Source organism: Chryseobacterium sp. TQ-BC-N36, from assembly GCF_058382295.1.
In genome coordinates this window covers 3,208,979-3,226,561 of record NZ_CM178175.1, presented here as the reverse complement: position 1 = coordinate 3,226,561, position 17,583 = coordinate 3,208,979, and the positions used below count along the sequence as shown (strand labels likewise).

Below are 17,583 nucleotides of genomic sequence, written 5' to 3'. Positions count from 1 at the left end.
AAGAAAAGAAAGACTCGATAAAATGAAGTTTAGACTATTACCCATCATTATGTTTGCTGCTTCTGCACATTTTTATGGACAAGTAACTCCACAAGACAGCACAAAAGTAAATAATGCTGTACATGCAGAAAATGAGGCAGGTACTTACACACTTAAAGACATCGTTGTAGATGGGGTAAAAAAATATACACCAGCTCAGATCTTAAGATTTACGGGCCTTACAAAGGGAGAGAGTGTAGACATTCCGGGACAGAAAATCAGCAATGCTGTAAAAAAGCTTTGGGATACCCAATCTTTTTCTGAGGTGGAAGTTTATGTTCAAAGCATTGAAGGACAGACAATCGTTCTGAAATTTTACCTGCAGGACCTGAAGGAACTTGGAGAAGTAAAATTTACAGGGAAAGGAATCGGTAAATCTAAAAGTGAGAAACTGGCAAAGGATAACAACCTTAAACCTGGAACCAAAATTACTCAAAACCTGGTTTCAAGCCTTAAAACCAATGTTCCTAAAGATTATATTAAAAAAGGTTTTGCAGATGCCAAAATCAGTATCCAGGATAAAGTAAATGCGGGAGATCCTGCCTTAGTAGACTGGACAATTAATGTAGATAAAGGGAAAAGAATTAAAATTGACCATATTGAATTCGAAGGGAACGAAAATGTTTCCGATAGAAAACTTAGAAACAAAGCTTTCAAAGAAACAAAACAAAAACGTTTCGGTATCGGCGGGATTCTGAAATCCTCAAAATTCATTGAAGATAAATATCAGGAGGATAAGCAAAGCCTTATCAGTTATTACAACTCCCTGGGATACAGAGATGCTAAAATCGTTTCTGATTCTGTTTGGAGAAACAAAAGAAATAACTACGAAATCAATGTAAAGCTTAACGAGGGTAAAAAATATTATATCGGGGATATTACATTCACGGGAAATACAGTATACGCTACAGAATATTTACAGCGATTACTTGGATATAAAAAAGGAGATATCTACGATGCTGTAGGTTTCAACAAAAAAGTAGGAGAAGACGGAGGTAAAGAAGACGATTCAGATATCAAATCTGTTTATATGAACAATGGTTACCTTTTTTCCAACGTAACACCTGTTGAAAAATCAGTATCAGGAGATGCCGTAAACCTTGAAGTAAGAATTAATGAAGGAGAGCAGGCTACCTGGAATAAAGTAACATGGCAGGGAAATACAACTACCCATGACCACGTAATTCTTAGAGCACTGAGAACAAAACCGGGAGAATTATTCAAGAAAACAGAAATTAAAAGAACATATTTCGATCTTGCAGGGATGTCATTCTTTGATCCCCAGCAGATTGGACAGGATATCCAACCAAATCAGCAGGATAATACTGTAGATATCAACTGGAAACTGGTAGAAAAAGGATCTTCTCAGGTACAGCTGCAGGCAGGTTACGGTGGTAACAGCTTTATTGGGACTTTAGGACTTACATTTAATAACTTTTCATTAAAGAACTTCCTTAAGTTCAAAGATTTCAAACCGGTACCTCAGGGAGACGGACAGACTTTCTCTATTCAGGTACAGGCAGGACAGTACTTTCAGAACTATGGAGTATCATTCACGGAACCTTGGTTATTCGGTACAAGGGCAACTGCTCTCTCTGTAAGTTTGAACAACTCAAGAGTAAGATATACAGACCAATATGGAAGTGCTCAAAAATTGAACATTTTCTCTGCATCAGCAGGATTGAACAGATTATTGAACTGGCCTGATGATTACTTCTCCCTGTATACAGGATTACAGTTCCAGAAGTATGACTTCAACAATTATCCGTTCCAGTTTGGTGATACTACAGAATATAATGGTACAGCCAATAACTTCAGTGTCAATTTGGGGCTGAGCAGAAACTCAGCAGGTATTGACCCGATCTTCCCGACAATGGGATCCAATATAGAGCTTTCAGCAAAACTGACTCCTCCGTACTCTTTATTTAAAAGTAAAGATTACTCTACGATGTCACCAATTGACAAGTACAAGTGGATGGAGTTCTATAAAATCAAGTTTAAAGCAGATGTTTACAATGAAATCATCGGAAAACTTGTGTTGAGATCATCTGCTGAAATGGGATTCATGGACGGATATAACAGTAAACTGGGAGCACCGCCATTTGAAAGATTCTATATGGGAGGTACAGGACTTTTCGGAGGAAGATATGACGGTAGAGAATTGATTCCTTTAAGAGGGTACGAAAATGCCACCACAGAAGGAGGTCAGGCAGAAGATATTACCCAGAAAGGAGGAGGTACCATCTATAACAGATTTACCTTAGAATTAAGATACCCGATCTCAATGAGCCAGACTGCAAAAATTTATGCATTGACATTTGCTGAAGGAGGTAACGTATGGAATTCATGGAGTACTTACAGCCCGTTCCAGTTGAAAAGATCAGTCGGTGTAGGAGTAAGGGTTTATATGGGAGCATTTGGATTAATCGGATTTGACTTCGCGCTTGGTCTTGATAAAACATTGTCAGGTGACAAGTCCGGATGGCGTAACCACTTCTTGATGAACCAAACATTATAATTACAAATATGAAGCACTTTAAAATAACTTTCACATTCATATTACTTCTGATTTTCGGATTGGGCAATGCTCAGAAAATAGGAGTAGTGGATACTAATGAAATTTTGAATAAATTACCTCAGTATAAAGAAGCTGAAGCAAGATTAAATTCTCAGATCGATACCTGGGAATCTGAACTTCAAAGCCTTCAATCTGAATATGAAAGAAAAAAGGCTGCTTTTGAGAGTGAAAAAGTTTTATTGATAGGGGACCAGCTTAAACTTAGAGAAAAAGAAGTAACGGACCTTGATAAAAACATTAAAACGACAACAAGCTTACGTTTTGGAGCTAACGGTGAAATCACAAAACTGAGAACCAATCTGGTGCAGCCTTTTCAGGACCAGATCTGGGGAGCCATCAAAACAATGTCCGAAAAAAACGGCTTGGGCATAGTTCTTGATAAAAGCAATAACATTAGTGTTATTTTCCTTCAGTCAAAGTATGATTATACCGAAAAAGTATTATCTATTCTGTTAAAAGGAACAGATAAGAAGGAAAAAACAAATAGCAAAAGCAAAAAATAATTTTAAAATTAACTTTTGCTATATTTTAAAATCTAAAAACAAATTAAATTATTTATTTACCAGTTATGAAAAAATTAAGTGTATTATTTGCAGCAGTAATGATGGTTGTATCTGTAGGTATGGCAAAAGCTCAAAAAATTGCTACTTTAGATGTAATGGGAGTTCTTAACGCTATGCCGGAGAAAAAGAAAGCAGATGCTGATCTAAAAACATTCTTAGATACTAAACAAGCTGAGATTAAGAAAAAAGCAGACGCTGCTCAGACTAAATATCAGCAATATCAGACAGAAGCTCCTAAAAAAACAGCTGATGAAAACAAAGCAAGAGAAGAGGAGATGAAAAAATTAGCAGATGAAATCCAGCAAATGCAGGACAAAGCTCAAAAAGATCTGCAGTCTAAGCAGGATGTAGCTTTCGGACCTATTGAAAAGAAATTAAATGATGCTGTAGAAAAAGTAGCTAAAGCTAACGGTTATGACTACATTATGGATGCAAACTCAACGGCATTCCTTTATAAAGCAGGACCAGATGCTACTGCTGCTGTAAAAAAAGAACTAGGAATTCAATAATTTCGGCAAATTAACAAAGATTTATAAAACTAACCACCTCTTTTAGAGGTGGTTTTTTTATTTTTGCGGAATGGAAAAAGAAGTATCAACCACGGTAAAAGTGAGGTTTAGTGACTGTGATCCGATAGGACATTTGAATAATGTGAAATATCTTGATTATATGTTCAATGCCAGAGAGGATCATGTAGAAACATTTTATGGTTTTACCTACGAAGAATATACCAAGAAAACAGGCTGTACATGGATTGCAATTCAAAATGAAATAGCCTACCTAAAAGAAGTAAGATACAACACTCAGGTAGTAATCAGCAGCAAAACCATCGATGTACAGGACAGAACGGCAAAAGTCGAAATCCTGATGAAAAGCCTGGATGAAAAAACAATTCATGCCGTACTTTGGGTGACTGTTATTTATTTCAATGTTAAAACAAGAAAATCTGAAGTGCATCCGGAAGAGATCAAAGGAATTTTTGATAAATTCTATGTAGATCTTATTCAGAAAGACTTCCAGTCAAGAGTGAAGTTCTTGAGAACCCAAAATGCTAAAAACTCTTAGATCCATTTCTTATTGAGGTTCCAATTAAATTAAATAATAAATAAATGAAGAAAATAGCAGTAATAGGTAGTAACGGGCAATTAGGAAACTGTATAAAAAAGATAGCTCCTGATTTTGAACATCAATATGAATTCTTATTTACAGATTCATCCACCTTAGATGTTACCAATGAAGAGCAGGTGAACGATTTTTTTTATGATAACAAACCTGATTACTGCATCAATGCTTCTGCATATACAGCGGTTGATCTGGCAGAAAAAGAAAAAGAAAAAGCCTTTGCGGTAAATGCAAGCGGAGTAGCTCATCTTGCTCAGGCTTGTGCAGACTATAAATCTACTCTGATTCATGTTTCAACGGACTATGTTTTTGATGGAACCACTAATCTTCCTTATTCTGAAGATGATTTTACCAATCCTATAGGAGTTTACGGAGAATCAAAAAGAAAGGGAGAGGAGCTTGCTCTGGAAATTAATCCCAAAACGATCATTCTGAGAACTTCATGGTTATACTCTGAATTCAATAAGAATTTTGTAAAAACAATGTTGAATCTGTTCTCTCAGAAAGATGAGTTGGGAATCGTAGCTGACCAGTACGGGCAGCCTACTAATGCCAATGATTTGGCAGAAGCCATTATAGAGATCATTCAGGCTCCACAAAAAACCTATGGAATTTTCCATTTTTCAAACTATCCGGAGACGACCTGGTTTGAATTTGCAAAAAAAATTGCTGAGTTCTCAAAATCAACGATAAAACTAAATGCTTTAACAACCGAACAGTATCCCACTCCTGCCAAAAGACCAGCGAGAAGTACAATGTCTCTGGACAAAATAGAGGAAACATATCACATAGAACCAAGGCATTGGGAAAACAGTCTTGAAGAATGTGTTGAAATACTTTCACATCAATAATATATATATGAAGAATATTGCAATCATCTTTTCTGTAGTATGTATCCAGCTGTGGAGCGCGCAGAATGTTTATATGACCAGGGTGGAAAAGACAAATGATAACACAGATAAATTCTTCTACAGAAAAGAAGATGCTACAGATGCTGTTTATTTAGGAGAAATAGAAGTACAGGGATTTTCAAAAGATGATGCACTTGTATTTTCTTCAGTATATAAAAAGGCAAAAGAGATCGGTGCCAATACGTTTGAGTTAAAGCCTTTCGAAAATATTGACGGCACACCCCAGCCATTCAATGCTGCGAATTATAAAGTTGCTTTATACTATACGCCCAAAGAAAAATTAGCTGCTAAACATGGCGATATGTATATATTTGCCTCTTCTGAAAAAGATCAGAAAATAAGTGTCAACCGAAAAGATTATACTATTTCGCCCAGATCGTTTTTAAAATTAAAAATTGTTCCGGGAGAAATCTATACCATCTCAACAAAAAAATTGTTAGGGTCTACAGTTAAAGTTCAGCCAAAAGCCAATGATGACAATCTGTATTTCCAGGTTTCTTCTTTAAAAGTAAAATCCGATAACTCAGGAGTAGGAGGTTTAAACCTGAAATCCGGAGATATTATTGGTCTTGAAAAGTCTTATGCAGAATTTTTGAGCGTAATCTATAAAGAAAAGAACCCATAAACATCAATTATAGCCGTTTTTTATGGTTCATATTGGAAAGAATGGACTGAGTAATTTTTGTTAGTTAAATTTTTCTTCCTTATTTTCAGTGGTTTAGGGTTTAATATTACGAAACGGCAAAATTTATGTTCAATAAACTTGTTTTGCGTTATGAGAAGTTGCTATCTTTGCCCCACTGAAAACGAGAGTAGATCAGTAAGCGCAAAAGAGCTTTTAGTTAAGCAGGAACATTATTTACTTCACAAGAGACAGGCGAAAAAAAACTTTAAACTTTTTTTAAAAAAAGAGTTGCGAGATAAAAAAGAGTTTGTATCTTTGCAGTCCCAATTAAGGGAGCGCAGGAGTAGGATGATTGAGGGTTAGTAAAGGAATTAAGGTTACTTAAAAAACTTTAAAATTTTCTTTAGAAACATTTGGTCATTAAGAAATAAAGTTTTACTTTTGCACTCGCAAATACGGAGTGACACTGACAGAGAGATTGCTTCGTTAAAAAGCGAAAGATATAAAGATCATTGACATACAATATAACAACCAAGTAAGGAAAAACTAAAGCGTTAAAAACTTTGAGTGAGTCAGACAAACATACAATGGAGAGTTTGATCCTGGCTCAGGATGAACGCTAGCGGGAGGCCTAACACATGCAAGCCGAGCGGTAGAGATCTTTCGGGATCTTGAGAGCGGCGTACGGGTGCGGAACACGTGTGCAACCTGCCTTTATCAGGGGGATAGCCTTTCGAAAGGAAGATTAATACCCCATAATATATTTGTCGGCATCGATGGATATTGAAAACTCCGGTGGATAGAGATGGGCACGCGCAAGATTAGATAGTTGGTGAGGTAACGGCTCACCAAGTCTGCGATCTTTAGGGGGCCTGAGAGGGTGATCCCCCACACTGGTACTGAGACACGGACCAGACTCCTACGGGAGGCAGCAGTGAGGAATATTGGACAATGGGTGCGAGCCTGATCCAGCCATCCCGCGTGAAGGACGACGGCCCTATGGGTTGTAAACTTCTTTTGTATAGGGATAAACCTAGATACGTGTATCTAGCTGAAGGTACTATACGAATAAGCACCGGCTAACTCCGTGCCAGCAGCCGCGGTAATACGGAGGGTGCAAGCGTTATCCGGATTTATTGGGTTTAAAGGGTCCGTAGGCGGATCTGTAAGTCAGTGGTGAAATCTCACAGCTTAACTGTGAAACTGCCATTGATACTGCAGGTCTTGAGTGTTGTTGAAGTAGCTGGAATAAGTAGTGTAGCGGTGAAATGCATAGATATTACTTAGAACACCAATTGCGAAGGCAGGTTACTAAGCAACAACTGACGCTGATGGACGAAAGCGTGGGGAGCGAACAGGATTAGATACCCTGGTAGTCCACGCCGTAAACGATGCTAACTCGTTTTTGGATCGCAAGCTTCAGAGACTAAGCGAAAGTGATAAGTTAGCCACCTGGGGAGTACGAACGCAAGTTTGAAACTCAAAGGAATTGACGGGGGCCCGCACAAGCGGTGGATTATGTGGTTTAATTCGATGATACGCGAGGAACCTTACCAAGGCTTAAATGGGAAATGACAGGTTTAGAAATAGACTTTTCTTCGGACATTTTTCAAGGTGCTGCATGGTTGTCGTCAGCTCGTGCCGTGAGGTGTTAGGTTAAGTCCTGCAACGAGCGCAACCCCTGTCACTAGTTGCCATCATTAAGTTGGGGACTCTAGTGAGACTGCCTACGCAAGTAGAGAGGAAGGTGGGGATGACGTCAAATCATCACGGCCCTTACGCCTTGGGCCACACACGTAATACAATGGCCGGTACAGAGGGCAGCTACACTGCGAAGTGATGCAAATCTCGAAAGCCGGTCTCAGTTCGGATTGGAGTCTGCAACTCGACTCTATGAAGCTGGAATCGCTAGTAATCGCGCATCAGCCATGGCGCGGTGAATACGTTCCCGGGCCTTGTACACACCGCCCGTCAAGCCATGGAAGTCTGGGGTACCTGAAGTCGGTGACCGTAACAGGAGCTGCCTAGGGTAAAACAGGTAACTAGGGCTAAGTCGTAACAAGGTAGCCGTACCGGAAGGTGCGGCTGGAACATCTCATTTTAGAGCGTCTTTGGACGTTAAACAAAATCAGTATCGTAAGATACATAATACTTACTTAAAGTATAGCTTTAGTTTTTTGTTTGGTTGATTTGTAAGTAAAAAGGTAAAAGTAAAAAGAGCCAGGTAATTGGATCATTTAAAACTACTCATTACCCATTACTTATAAATATATTAAAAATAAAACCCACTAGAAATTAGTAAAGGGATAGAGAGATTTTAGATTATAAATTATAGATTTTAGATTTAAATAATCATTTAAAATTTTCAATTTAAAATTTAAAATTAATAATGAAGTCTCGTAGCTCAGCTGGTTAGAGCGCTACACTGATAATGTAGAGGTCGGCAGTTCGAGCCTGCCCGAGACTACTAATTAAGTGATTTGAAATTGGATATTTGAAATTTGAAATTCGTTATGTATGAATCTCAAATCTCAAACTTGAAATCTCAAATCAACCTAGAGGGGGAATTAGCTCAGCTGGCTAGAGCGCCTGCCTTGCACGCAGGAGGTCAAGGGTTCGACTCCCTTATTCTCCACAGTTTTGGAATACTGATTTAAAAGTTACGGATGGAGCCAACAACAACATCTGTTCATCAGTAGGAAAAGAAGACATTAAGATCATTGACATTAACGGTAAAGACATCACAAAGAGAAAACCGAGCGCATAAAGCGCTTGAGTAACCAATAGGAAAGAAATCGTTAAGGGCGTATGGCGGATGCCTAGGCTTTCAGAGGCGACGAAGGACGTGGTAAGCTGCGAAAAGCTGCGGGGATTGGCACACACGAATTGATCCGCAGATATCCGAATGGGGCAACCCGGCATGTTGAAGACATGTCACCTCGCAAGAGGAGCAAACCCGGAGAACTGAAACATCTAAGTACCCGGAGGAAAAGAAATCGAAGAGATTCCGTAAGTAGTGGCGAGCGAAAGCGGATTAGCCCAAAAGTCTATTTATGTTTAGAGGAATGTTCTGGAAAGAACAATCATAGAAGGTGATAATCCTGTACTCGAAAGGCATAATTAGATGATAAATGAGTAGGGCGGGACACGTGAAATCCTGTCTGAATATGGGGGGACCATCCTCCAAGGCTAAATACTCCTGAAAGACCGATAGTGAACAAGTACTGTGAAGGAAAGGTGAAAAGCACTTCGAATAGAAGGGTGAAATAGAACCTGAAACCGTACGCCTACAAGCGGTCGGAGCAGCATAAAGCTGTGACGGCGTGCCTTTTGCATAATGAGCCTACGAGTTAATTTTACTAGCGAGGTTAAGGTATTAAGTACCGGAGCCGAAGCGAAAGCGAGTCTGAATAGGGCGCTGAGTTAGTAGGATTAGACGCGAAACCTTGTGATCTACCCATGGGCAGGTTGAAGCTCTGGTAACACAGAGTGGAGGACCGAACCGGTTGACGTTGAAAAGTCTTCGGATGACCTGTGGGTAGGGGTGAAAGGCCAATCAAACTGGGAGATAGCTCGTACTCTCCGAAATGCATTTAGGTGCAGCGTCGATGTTAAGTTTATTAGAGGTAGAGCTACTGATTGGATGCGGGGGTTTCACCGCCTACCAATTCCTGACAAACTCCGAATGCTAATAAATGTTCGTCGGCAGTGAGGGCATGGGTGCTAAGGTCCATGTCCGAGAGGGAAAGAACCCAGACCAACAGCTAAGGTCCCCAAATATATGTTAAGTTGAAACAACGCGGTTGGACTGCATTGACAGCTAGGATGTTGGCTTGGAAGCAGCCATTCATTTAAAGAGTGCGTAACAGCTCACTAGTCGAGCGGTCCGGCATGGATAATAATCGGGCATAAACATATTACCGAAGCTATGGATTTGTATTTATACATCTGGTAGGAGAGCATTCTATTTGCGCCGAAGCAGTACTGTGAGGTATTGTGGAGCGGATAGAAAAGAAAATGTAGGCATAAGTAACGATAAAGCAGGCGAGAAACCTGCTCACCGAAAGACCAAGGCTTCCTCAGCCATGCTAATCAGCTGAGGGTTAGTCGGGACCTAACGCGAACCCGAGAGGGGTAGTGGATGGACACAGGGTTAATATTCCCTGACTTGCTCACAATAAAAGGGGACGGTTGGATGTATCTGCTGGAGACTGACGGAATAGTCAAGGCCTAGCCTTCGGGCGAAGCTGCTGTAGAGTAATCTGATCCAAGAAAAGCCGAAGTGAAGCAACCCGTACCAAAACCGACACAGGTGGTCGAGGAGAGAATCCTAAGGTGCTCGAGTGAGTCGTGGCTAAGGAACTAGGCAAAATAGTCTCGTAACTTCGGAAGAAGAGACGCCATCAGCAATGGTGGCCGCAGTGAAGAGGCCCAGGCGACTGTTTATCAAAAACACAGGACTCTGCTAAATCGAAAGATGCTGTATAGGGTCTGACACCTGCCCGGTGCTGGAAGGTTAAGGAAGGTGCTTAGCGTAAGCGAAGGCATTGACTGAAGCCCCAGTAAACGGCGGCCGTAACTATAACGGTCCTAAGGTAGCGAAATTCCTTGTCGGGTAAGTTCCGACCTGCACGAATGGTGTAACGATCTGGGCACTGTCTCAGCCACGAGCTCGGTGAAATTGTAGTATCGGTGAAGATGCCGATTACCCGCAATGGGACGAAAAGACCCTGTGAACCTTTACTATAACTTCGTATTGACTTTGAGTAAGTAATGTGTAGGATAGGTGGGAGGCTTTGAAGCAGGCACGCTAGTGTTTGTGGAGCCGTCGTTGAAATACCACCCTTTACTTACTTGGAGCCTAACTTCTTTCAGAAGGACATTGCGTGGTGGGTAGTTTGACTGGGGTGGTCGCCTCCAAAAAGAGTAACGGAGGCTTTCAAAGGTACCCTCAGCACGCTTGGTAACCGTGCGTAGAGTGTAATGGCATAAGGGTGCTTGACTGTGAGACCTACAAGTCGATCAGGTGCGAAAGCAGGACATAGTGATCCGGTGGTTCCGTATGGAAGGGCCATCGCTCATAGGATAAAAGGTACTCCGGGGATAACAGGCTAGTCTCCCCCAAGAGCTCACATCGACGGGGAGGTTCGGCACCTCGATGTCGGCTCGTCACATCCTGGGGCTGGAGAAGGTCCCAAGGGTTGGGCTGTTCGCCCATTAAAGTGGCACGCGAGCTGGGTTCAGAACGTCGTGAGACAGTTCGGTCTCTATCTATTGCGGGCGTTAGATGTTTGAGAGGGCTTGATTCTAGTACGAGAGGACCGAATTGAACAAACCTCTGGTGTATCAGTTGTACCGCCAGGTGCACCGCTGAGTAGCTACGTTTGGAAGAGATAAGCACTGAAAGCATATAAGTGCGAAACTCGCCTCAAGATGAGACATCTTTTAAGGGTCGTTGTAGATGACGACGTTGATAGGCTACAGGTGTAAAGACAGTAATGTCATAGCCGAGTAGTACTAATTACCCGTAGATTTATAGTCTATGGTTGCTATATCAAATTTATAAAAAATGACAAGTACTTTATGCGCAGTAAAGGTTTTGTCTTTGTGAAAGTTTTTATCGCTTAAAACTTGTAAAATGTAATATGTACAAAGTATAATGTAACGACATTGTAGATGATACAACTGACATTTTACAATATATACCTTCTTTAGGGTGGTTTTAGCGGTGGGGCTCACCTGTTCCCATTCCGAACACAGAAGTTAAGCCCACCAGCGCCGATGGTACTGCTAACGCGGGAGAGTAGGCCGCCGCCAGTTTTTATTTTATTTTTAAAAATCCTTTATCATGACGATAAAGGATTTTTTGTTTTATACCCATCCCGGTTTAAAGTAACAGAAGTAATCAGTAATGAGCAATGAGTAATGAGTAATAAATGATGATTGATCAATGATAACAATACATCGATTACTGATCTTTCATCAATTATCATTCATCCCCTAGCCCCGATAGGACTGGTTACCCCGCAGCAGGAGGTGGAAGCACTGGGGTTAGCTGGGAAAATAAACCCTGGCGCGAGGAGTAGGAATGGATAGCGGGACAAAGCTTCTGAAATTTTCGAAAGTTGGTGGACAACTATTTCCTTACCTGCAATGCATATAAATTATTCCTCTTTTTTAAGCGCATAAATCGCCTACAACGTACAAAACCTAAATGGGTGAAGAAAAGATCTACAAACTGTCAGGATCCATCTTATTTTAATCCAGAAGAAATAAAAAGGTCTCAACAAAGAAACAGTTTCCTTAATGACATCTTGCTTTTAATTTGCTCCTATGGTGAAAACTATTTGTGTACTGTATGTTGCAGCAGGGATTGTTACAGATATACCTCCTATTTGTAGCTGTACACTGATAGCTGAGTAATCTACACTGTTGTTGACCCCTAATACTCCTCCGAATGTTATTGTCGAAAGCGTTGCAGAAGTGCCTTGTGGTATTTCTATATAATTCGCAGTTCCACCATTTATGGTGGCACTGCAGAGTACACAGAGTCCATTAATGACTGTAGTACCATTACTTCTTTTTGCATAAAGTTTCATAGAGCTGTTCCAGGAGGTAGGAACATGCTGCATGCTGATTCTGGCACCTGAGCCTGACAGAAGATTCAGGAAAGATCCTGGTAAATGACCGGATAATGTTAACAGGCTGGGATTATCATAAGTTCCTGCATAATTGGTTCCGGCTTCTGTGATCGTGGGTACTCCTACAGTCCAGCTAGTTCCTGTAATATTTATGGTTTGTCCTTGAATAAAATTTCCCATTATTAAAGTAATAATGTATAGATATCTTTTTAAGAAATGCTCTATGAGAATTGGACTTTTAATTTTCATTTTTCAATTTATTCTGTAATGGTGTAGGTGATGACAACAGCAGTATTAGCCTGTGCCTGTAAATTGGCATAAGTACCGGTTGCGAGAGAAATGGTAAGTGCGTGACCGTTATTGGCACCATTGCCAGTATATGCTCCTCCAATGCCACTTATAATGGTAGTGGGTGTTGTGGTAAGAATTACCTGACCTGATGATGTTCCCAGTGTTCCTCCGCCGGCTCCTGAAGCTGCTGCTGCCTGGATCATTATATTGACCCCGGCAATAACTTTATTTACTGAGGCTGTAATTCTTCTGGAGAGGCCGCCGGATGCGATGGCTGATGTATAATTAATCCATTTTGATGTATTGGGAGTAGGGGTTCCCAAAGGATTTCCTGCTTCGGTAGGAGCCGCAAAATTCAAAGTAATACTTCCTGTAGGTTCAATATCCATTAGTGTTACTACGGGTAATGTCAGACTTACAGTAGTACTTGCAGTCTGGGAATAGAGAGAACCTGATATTATCATCAATGGTATTAATATTATGGAACGGATCAGCATCATTTCTTCTTTTTTATTTCATTATACCCTACTTTCAAGGATTCCTGTTGATATTTGATTTCTATCTGATGTTTTACAACGTTGACAGTTAGCTTCTTTGTTTCTGAGGGTTTTAAAGTAAACAGAAATTTGTCTGTTGAGATTTTATAGCGCTTATCCAATCCGTTGCGGTAAACCTTAACGGTCCAGTCTCCGGGCCTGAGATAAGTGAAATCAAAATCTTCCCCTATGAAACATACCTTGCGAAAAGTCTGATCATTATTGGTGGCTTCAACAATGATACTTTCTTTTTTACTTTTTCCTTTTACAGATTGTATCTGCCCAAAATCTGATTGATCTTTCTCCCCAGTTTCTAAGAATCTGACGTGTCCCTGAACACTTGCTGCTGCTGTTAATCCGAAATTAAAAATATTCTCTTTGTTGATCAAAGAAAGGGCTGTAGGAAAGGTGTGAGTCGGTATATCATTGATTTCTGTTGTTGAACGGTCTATTTCAAGGAAATAATTACCTGGAATAACATTTTTAAATACATAATTTCCATCCTTATCCGTTACAGACAGATAACTCCCAAGCATTAATCTGATTCCTTCTGTTTTTTTTATACCTAAGTTCCCGATATTACCTGATAGTGAAACATAGTCAGCAATTTTCTGTACCGGAATGTTGGGGCGCCAGGTATAACGCATGGAGAATATAAAGTCTTTATCCCCAATTTCTCCTCTCTGTAATGAATATCTTCCGGAAAGATCAAGTTCATTTCCGGGAAATAGCCGCTGGTGAAAAAGGAGTTCAAAAAGATTTCTGTCCTTAAAATATTCCTCAGGCATATAATTGTTCTGATAAAAAACGCTTAGACTGGTCTTATCAGAGAACTGGCTAAATATCCTTGCTCCATAATAAAGGTTTTTCTGATTCTGAAGCTGATATCTTGAGCTGATGGCATAACTTCCGAAGATGTTAAAAGATGTTCTGAATTTTTGAAATGAAAGGTTGGCAGAATAAAAACTTGAATTTCCAGTGAATCCGGTCAGATAATTGTCCGTTTTTCCAAACTGTCCATCCAGATTTATCTGAAAAACTCCAATCTGCTGATTAACGCTCACCTTGAAATAACGTTCATAATAATCAAACTGTTTAGGTTCTAAACGGTCTTTATAGGTTTGATAGCCATTATTAAGAATGATAAAACCACTGGGCAGATACTTATACTGTACACCGTACTGAAAATACTTTCTGTAAGGTGCAGCCAGTAACAGGGTATCTCTTTGGAAGTTTTTGGCATCCTGCATATAGTTGGCAAAGACACTGATTTTTTTGGTGATATTATAATAAATATTACCGTTAAAGGTATTGGTATTGGTAAAATATCCGGCAAAATCAGGGCTGGCTCTCATGTACATTAAGCTTCCGTTCAGCCTTTTAAAAACTGCTTCAGCCTGCAATAAATAAGCTGTTCCATCTGTTTTCTGTGTCGTGCTGTATGCCAGTTCTCCGGAAAGAGTAATGCTATTTGAAATTTTGAATTTTCCTTTGGTATAAGGGAGGTGGGCATCTGAGTCTAGCCTTACATCTCCATATCTGATTTCTTCCTTTCTCGGAGTTTTGTAGAGATATCCTGCAGAAATTTCAGATTCTTTCCGGATCTTAAACGTTGAATAGATATTAAATTCATCTTTTATATCTCTGAAAAATCTGGGATGATTATAGAATCCGCCAAAGCTCACTTTATTAAGATCATACCGGATTTCTGCCCCCCGTCCGTATCTTGCGAATTCTGTGAGATATGATGATGAATAGGTTTTATCTCCAAGATGAAGAAAAAAACGATCCCGTTTATAATTCACAAAATATTCCTCATATTGAGTAAAAGTGTTAAGCTCTACAGGATTGTGTGTTACGGCCCTGAATTCAATCTGATTTTTATTGTCTTTATCAAGCGCTCCTTTGCCATAGATTTCCCCCTGGAAGCCATCGTGATAAACTCCCATATTCTGCATCCCAATAAAAGATAACGAGAAAGCAACAGGCAGCCTGTGATAAATGTCGTTTTCAGAGGGCTTTACTGATATAACCTGAGTACTTGCATAGACATCCTGATTTTCCTTGAGTTTATTCTTCGGGTGTATCGAAAGATTGAGATTCTGAAATTCATTTTGAGCGAGTTCAGGACTTGTTAATTTGTGGATGGTAATAATTTTTGATTCATTAGGCCCCAATATCAGTGATGACTCATTATCAAGAATTGCATTTTTACTTTCCAGTGCAATATTTTCAGTTATATTACCATTATTTTTTAAAAGAAAAGAAGCCCGGATCGTTTCTCCGGCTCTTATAAACTCCGGTGCGTTTAAAACTGTAACCAAAAGACTGCTGTTTCCGGAAACCGTGATTTCTGAAGTTTTGGTAAAGGATATTCCGTTGCTTCGATCGGTGATATTCAAAGTCACAGAGTAATTACCTTGCCCGGTTTCTGCTCCTATACGCAATGGTACCAGATAAGCAGATGTTTCATAAGGAGCCATCTGAAATTCTCCTTTGGCTAAAATAGGTTTAATAGACGGGCTTGATGTAGATACTGAAATAGTATAGGTCTTACTTTCAGCTGAATTATTTTCTAATGTAAAGGGAATAGAGGTGGACATCCCCGGCATTAAACTATCTTTTTTACTGATCAATCGGTTGGATTGCTGTTGAGAAAAAATAAATACCGGGAATAATAATATGATAATAAATAATGTCCAAGTTCTAATCATTTTTTACATCTAATTCCACATTGAGTGCAAATGCATTCTCTTCTTCATCCGTAGCTATGATGGCAGCTCTGTATGTATCCGGGGGGACTGCATTGATATCAATGTAAAATGTTTTGGAGGTATCCGGCAAGAGCCCCATTGTTAAACTGGAGTATGTTCCCACTTTTTCACCTGTTTTGCGATTATAGATTTCAATGGCTGCAGTCGGTTTACAGTACAGATTGCCATTATTGGCAATCGCGATTTTTACCATTTTTTTTCCCTCCTGTTTTTCTACTTTTACACTTTCAAACTTAAGGTCTGGTTTAGCCTTTTCCGTATCAAAGTCTGTTATCACCTGAATTGCATACCGTATAACAGAAGTGATACTCACTCCCGGCTTATTGTCACTAGGTTTTATCTCCTCTACAGGTTCTACCATGATAACACTCCAATAGCTTCCCGGATCTGTTACCTGATTGGGAACTGTGATTTCATAAAATACCTCGGTCTTTTCTTTGCCTTTAAGAGTAACCAGATTGGTATTGAGTTTCAGCCACTGTCCGTTACTGCGTTTATTCGTACGCAGTGCTGAGTAATAGATCGTTCCATCAGCATGGTAGGTATAATCCTGTAAAAATAATTTTACGCTTTGAGGATTGCTGCTCGTGTTTTCAATGGCAACTTTTCCTTTATAAACCTTTCCGTTTTCTATTTTGTAAGAATGCGTAAGCCCGTTGAGAATCACAATGCCCGCATGTAAAAAGCTGTACTGCAAAATCAGGGTGACCAAAAGAAGAATACGCTTTATCATTATATAAAGTTTGGAGTTAAATTATTAATAATACAAGACAAGGAAGAAACTGATAACAGCTTCTTCTTGTTTTTTTGAATTGGAAAATAGAATCTTTGTTTAAGTTCTAGTTGTCTGATATTGTATAAGTAACGGTAGCAACTACAGTGGCTGTTGCCTGTAAATCTGCATACGCTGCTACGCCTCCGGGACCACTTCCTGCTGCAAGTGCATAGGTCAGGTTGTGACCGTTATTGGCCCCATTTCCTGTATAAGCACTTCCAATTCCGGAAATAATAGTCTGGTCAGCTGCACTTAATGTCAGAAGACCTGCAGAGGTTCCTAATGTTCCTGCTCCTGATCCTGTAGCTGCAGCCGCCGTTACGTGGATATCAACACCTGGGATGATCGCATTCATTTTTACGCTCACGTTACGGGTAGGATCTGCAACAGATTTGATGGAAGAATAGTTAAGCCATAAAGTAGTATTGGCTGCGGCAGGAATAATAGGGTTCCCTGCTTCTGTAGGTGCTGTAAATCCAAGCGTAATGTTTTTTGTAGCAGCCGGCTCAATATCTACCAGGGCCACTTCAGGAATGGAAACTGTGACTGTGTGGTTGTCTGTATTGGTATCCTGTGCGCTCAGATTCCCGGATAGAACAAGCGTAAATAAAGACGCTGCAATAGTTAAATTTAATTTTTTCATGACACTGTTAATTAGTTAAGTGAATATAACAAAATTCAGCATACTGTGAAAAAAATGTACCATATTTTTTTTATAAATACTTATT

The 17,583-nt window shown here is 39.8% G+C and carries 11 protein-coding genes, 2 tRNA genes and 3 rRNA genes; 11 read left to right on the top strand and 5 right to left on the bottom strand.

Features of this window, described 5'->3' with window-relative positions; translation table 11 throughout:
• Nucleotides 1-22 precede the first annotated feature (22 nt).
• The 11 genes from bamA to rrf all read left to right on the top strand — a co-directional run bounded on the left by bamA (nt 23) and on the right by rrf (nt 11,658).
• Nucleotides 23-2,557, top strand: a complete 2,535-nt coding sequence (bamA, locus tag AC3FI7_RS14400; protein ID WP_142725019.1) for an outer membrane protein assembly factor BamA — start codon at nt 23-25, stop codon at nt 2,555-2,557.
• A gap of 8 nt (nt 2,558-2,565) precedes the next feature.
• The gene (locus tag AC3FI7_RS14395; protein WP_343661173.1) at nt 2,566-3,120 is read left to right on the top strand and encodes an OmpH/Skp family outer membrane protein; all 555 of its coding nucleotides are present in this window, start codon (nt 2,566-2,568) and stop codon (nt 3,118-3,120) included.
• A 65-nt stretch (nt 3,121-3,185) separates the two neighbouring features.
• On the top strand, nt 3,186-3,689 hold the full coding sequence (locus tag AC3FI7_RS14390) for an OmpH/Skp family outer membrane protein (RefSeq protein WP_142725017.1): 504 nt from the start codon (nt 3,186-3,188) through the stop codon (nt 3,687-3,689).
• A gap of 70 nt (nt 3,690-3,759) precedes the next feature.
• On the top strand, nt 3,760-4,245 hold the full coding sequence (locus AC3FI7_RS14385; protein WP_142725016.1) for an acyl-CoA thioesterase: 486 nt from the start codon (nt 3,760-3,762) through the stop codon (nt 4,243-4,245).
• Nucleotides 4,246-4,289: 44 nt separating this feature from the next.
• Complete coding sequence (gene rfbD, locus AC3FI7_RS14380) at nt 4,290-5,153, top strand: dTDP-4-dehydrorhamnose reductase (protein ID WP_142725015.1); 864 nt, start codon at nt 4,290-4,292, stop codon at nt 5,151-5,153.
• A 7-nt stretch (nt 5,154-5,160) separates the two neighbouring features.
• A complete protein-coding gene (locus tag AC3FI7_RS14375; protein ID WP_142725014.1) occupies nt 5,161-5,838 on the top strand; it encodes a hypothetical protein in 678 nt (225 codons plus the stop codon).
• A gap of 584 nt (nt 5,839-6,422) precedes the next feature.
• Nucleotides 6,423-7,939: ribosomal RNA gene (locus tag AC3FI7_RS14370) — 16S ribosomal RNA — on the top strand.
• A gap of 292 nt (nt 7,940-8,231) precedes the next feature.
• Nucleotides 8,232-8,305, top strand: a tRNA-Ile gene (locus tag AC3FI7_RS14365).
• A 94-nt stretch (nt 8,306-8,399) separates the two neighbouring features.
• Nucleotides 8,400-8,473, top strand: a tRNA-Ala gene (locus AC3FI7_RS14360).
• A gap of 153 nt (nt 8,474-8,626) precedes the next feature.
• Nucleotides 8,627-11,379: ribosomal RNA gene (locus AC3FI7_RS14355) — 23S ribosomal RNA — on the top strand.
• Between the two features lie 171 nt (nt 11,380-11,550).
• A 5S ribosomal RNA gene (gene rrf / locus AC3FI7_RS14350) occupies nt 11,551-11,658 on the top strand.
• Together the 16S, 23S and 5S rRNA genes with 2 tRNA genes alongside form the textbook arrangement of a ribosomal RNA operon.
• Before the next feature lie 500 nt (nt 11,659-12,158).
• Here rrf and AC3FI7_RS14345 read toward each other — a convergent pair.
• The 5 genes from AC3FI7_RS14345 to AC3FI7_RS14325 all read right to left on the bottom strand — a co-directional run bounded on the left by AC3FI7_RS14345 (nt 12,159) and on the right by AC3FI7_RS14325 (nt 17,498).
• Nucleotides 12,159-12,659, bottom strand: a complete 501-nt coding sequence (locus AC3FI7_RS14345; RefSeq protein WP_291900355.1) for a hypothetical protein — start codon at nt 12,657-12,659, stop codon at nt 12,159-12,161.
• A 77-nt stretch (nt 12,660-12,736) separates the two neighbouring features.
• Nucleotides 12,737-13,234, bottom strand: coding sequence for a hypothetical protein (locus tag AC3FI7_RS14340; RefSeq protein ID WP_491462098.1), 498 nt, complete (start codon nt 13,232-13,234; stop codon nt 12,737-12,739).
• A gap of 32 nt (nt 13,235-13,266) precedes the next feature.
• The gene (locus AC3FI7_RS14335; protein WP_491460371.1) at nt 13,267-16,020 is read right to left on the bottom strand and encodes a COG1470 family protein; all 2,754 of its coding nucleotides are present in this window, start codon (nt 16,018-16,020) and stop codon (nt 13,267-13,269) included.
• Nucleotides 16,013-16,813 (bottom strand): WxL protein host-binding domain-containing protein, encoded by an 801-nt coding sequence (locus tag AC3FI7_RS14330; RefSeq protein ID WP_343660048.1) that lies wholly within the window; start codon nt 16,811-16,813, stop codon nt 16,013-16,015. Before AC3FI7_RS14330 ends, AC3FI7_RS14335 begins: the two co-directional genes overlap by 8 nt.
• A gap of 106 nt (nt 16,814-16,919) precedes the next feature.
• Nucleotides 16,920-17,498: a hypothetical protein gene (locus AC3FI7_RS14325; RefSeq protein WP_142725535.1), complete on the bottom strand. Its 579-nt coding sequence runs from the start codon at nt 17,496-17,498 to the stop codon at nt 16,920-16,922.
• Nucleotides 17,499-17,583: the final 85 nt, after the last annotated feature.

What these genes read in the sequence shown, in the direction of transcription:
- bamA (WP_142725019.1), top strand. Translation starts at nt 23, where the DNA reads ATGAAGTTTAGACTATTACCCATCATTATGTTTGCTGCTTCTGCACAT.
- AC3FI7_RS14395 (WP_343661173.1), top strand. Translation starts at nt 2,566, where the DNA reads ATGAAGCACTTTAAAATAACTTTCACATTCATATTACTTCTGATTTTC.
- AC3FI7_RS14390 (WP_142725017.1), top strand. Translation starts at nt 3,186, where the DNA reads ATGAAAAAATTAAGTGTATTATTTGCAGCAGTAATGATGGTTGTATCT.
- AC3FI7_RS14385 (WP_142725016.1), top strand. Translation starts at nt 3,760, where the DNA reads ATGGAAAAAGAAGTATCAACCACGGTAAAAGTGAGGTTTAGTGACTGT.
- rfbD (WP_142725015.1), top strand. Translation starts at nt 4,290, where the DNA reads ATGAAGAAAATAGCAGTAATAGGTAGTAACGGGCAATTAGGAAACTGT.
- AC3FI7_RS14375 (WP_142725014.1), top strand. Translation starts at nt 5,161, where the DNA reads ATGAAGAATATTGCAATCATCTTTTCTGTAGTATGTATCCAGCTGTGG.
- AC3FI7_RS14345 (WP_291900355.1), bottom strand. Translation starts at nt 12,659, where the DNA reads ATGGGAAATTTTATTCAAGGACAAACCATAAATATTACAGGAACTAGC.
- AC3FI7_RS14340 (WP_491462098.1), bottom strand. Translation starts at nt 13,234, where the DNA reads ATGATAATATCAGGTTCTCTCTATTCCCAGACTGCAAGTACTACTGTA.
- AC3FI7_RS14335 (WP_491460371.1), bottom strand. Translation starts at nt 16,020, where the DNA reads ATGATTAGAACTTGGACATTATTTATTATCATATTATTATTCCCGGTA.
- AC3FI7_RS14330 (WP_343660048.1), bottom strand. Translation starts at nt 16,813, where the DNA reads ATGATAAAGCGTATTCTTCTTTTGGTCACCCTGATTTTGCAGTACAGC.
- AC3FI7_RS14325 (WP_142725535.1), bottom strand. Translation starts at nt 17,498, where the DNA reads ATGAAAAAATTAAATTTAACTATTGCAGCGTCTTTATTTACGCTTGTT.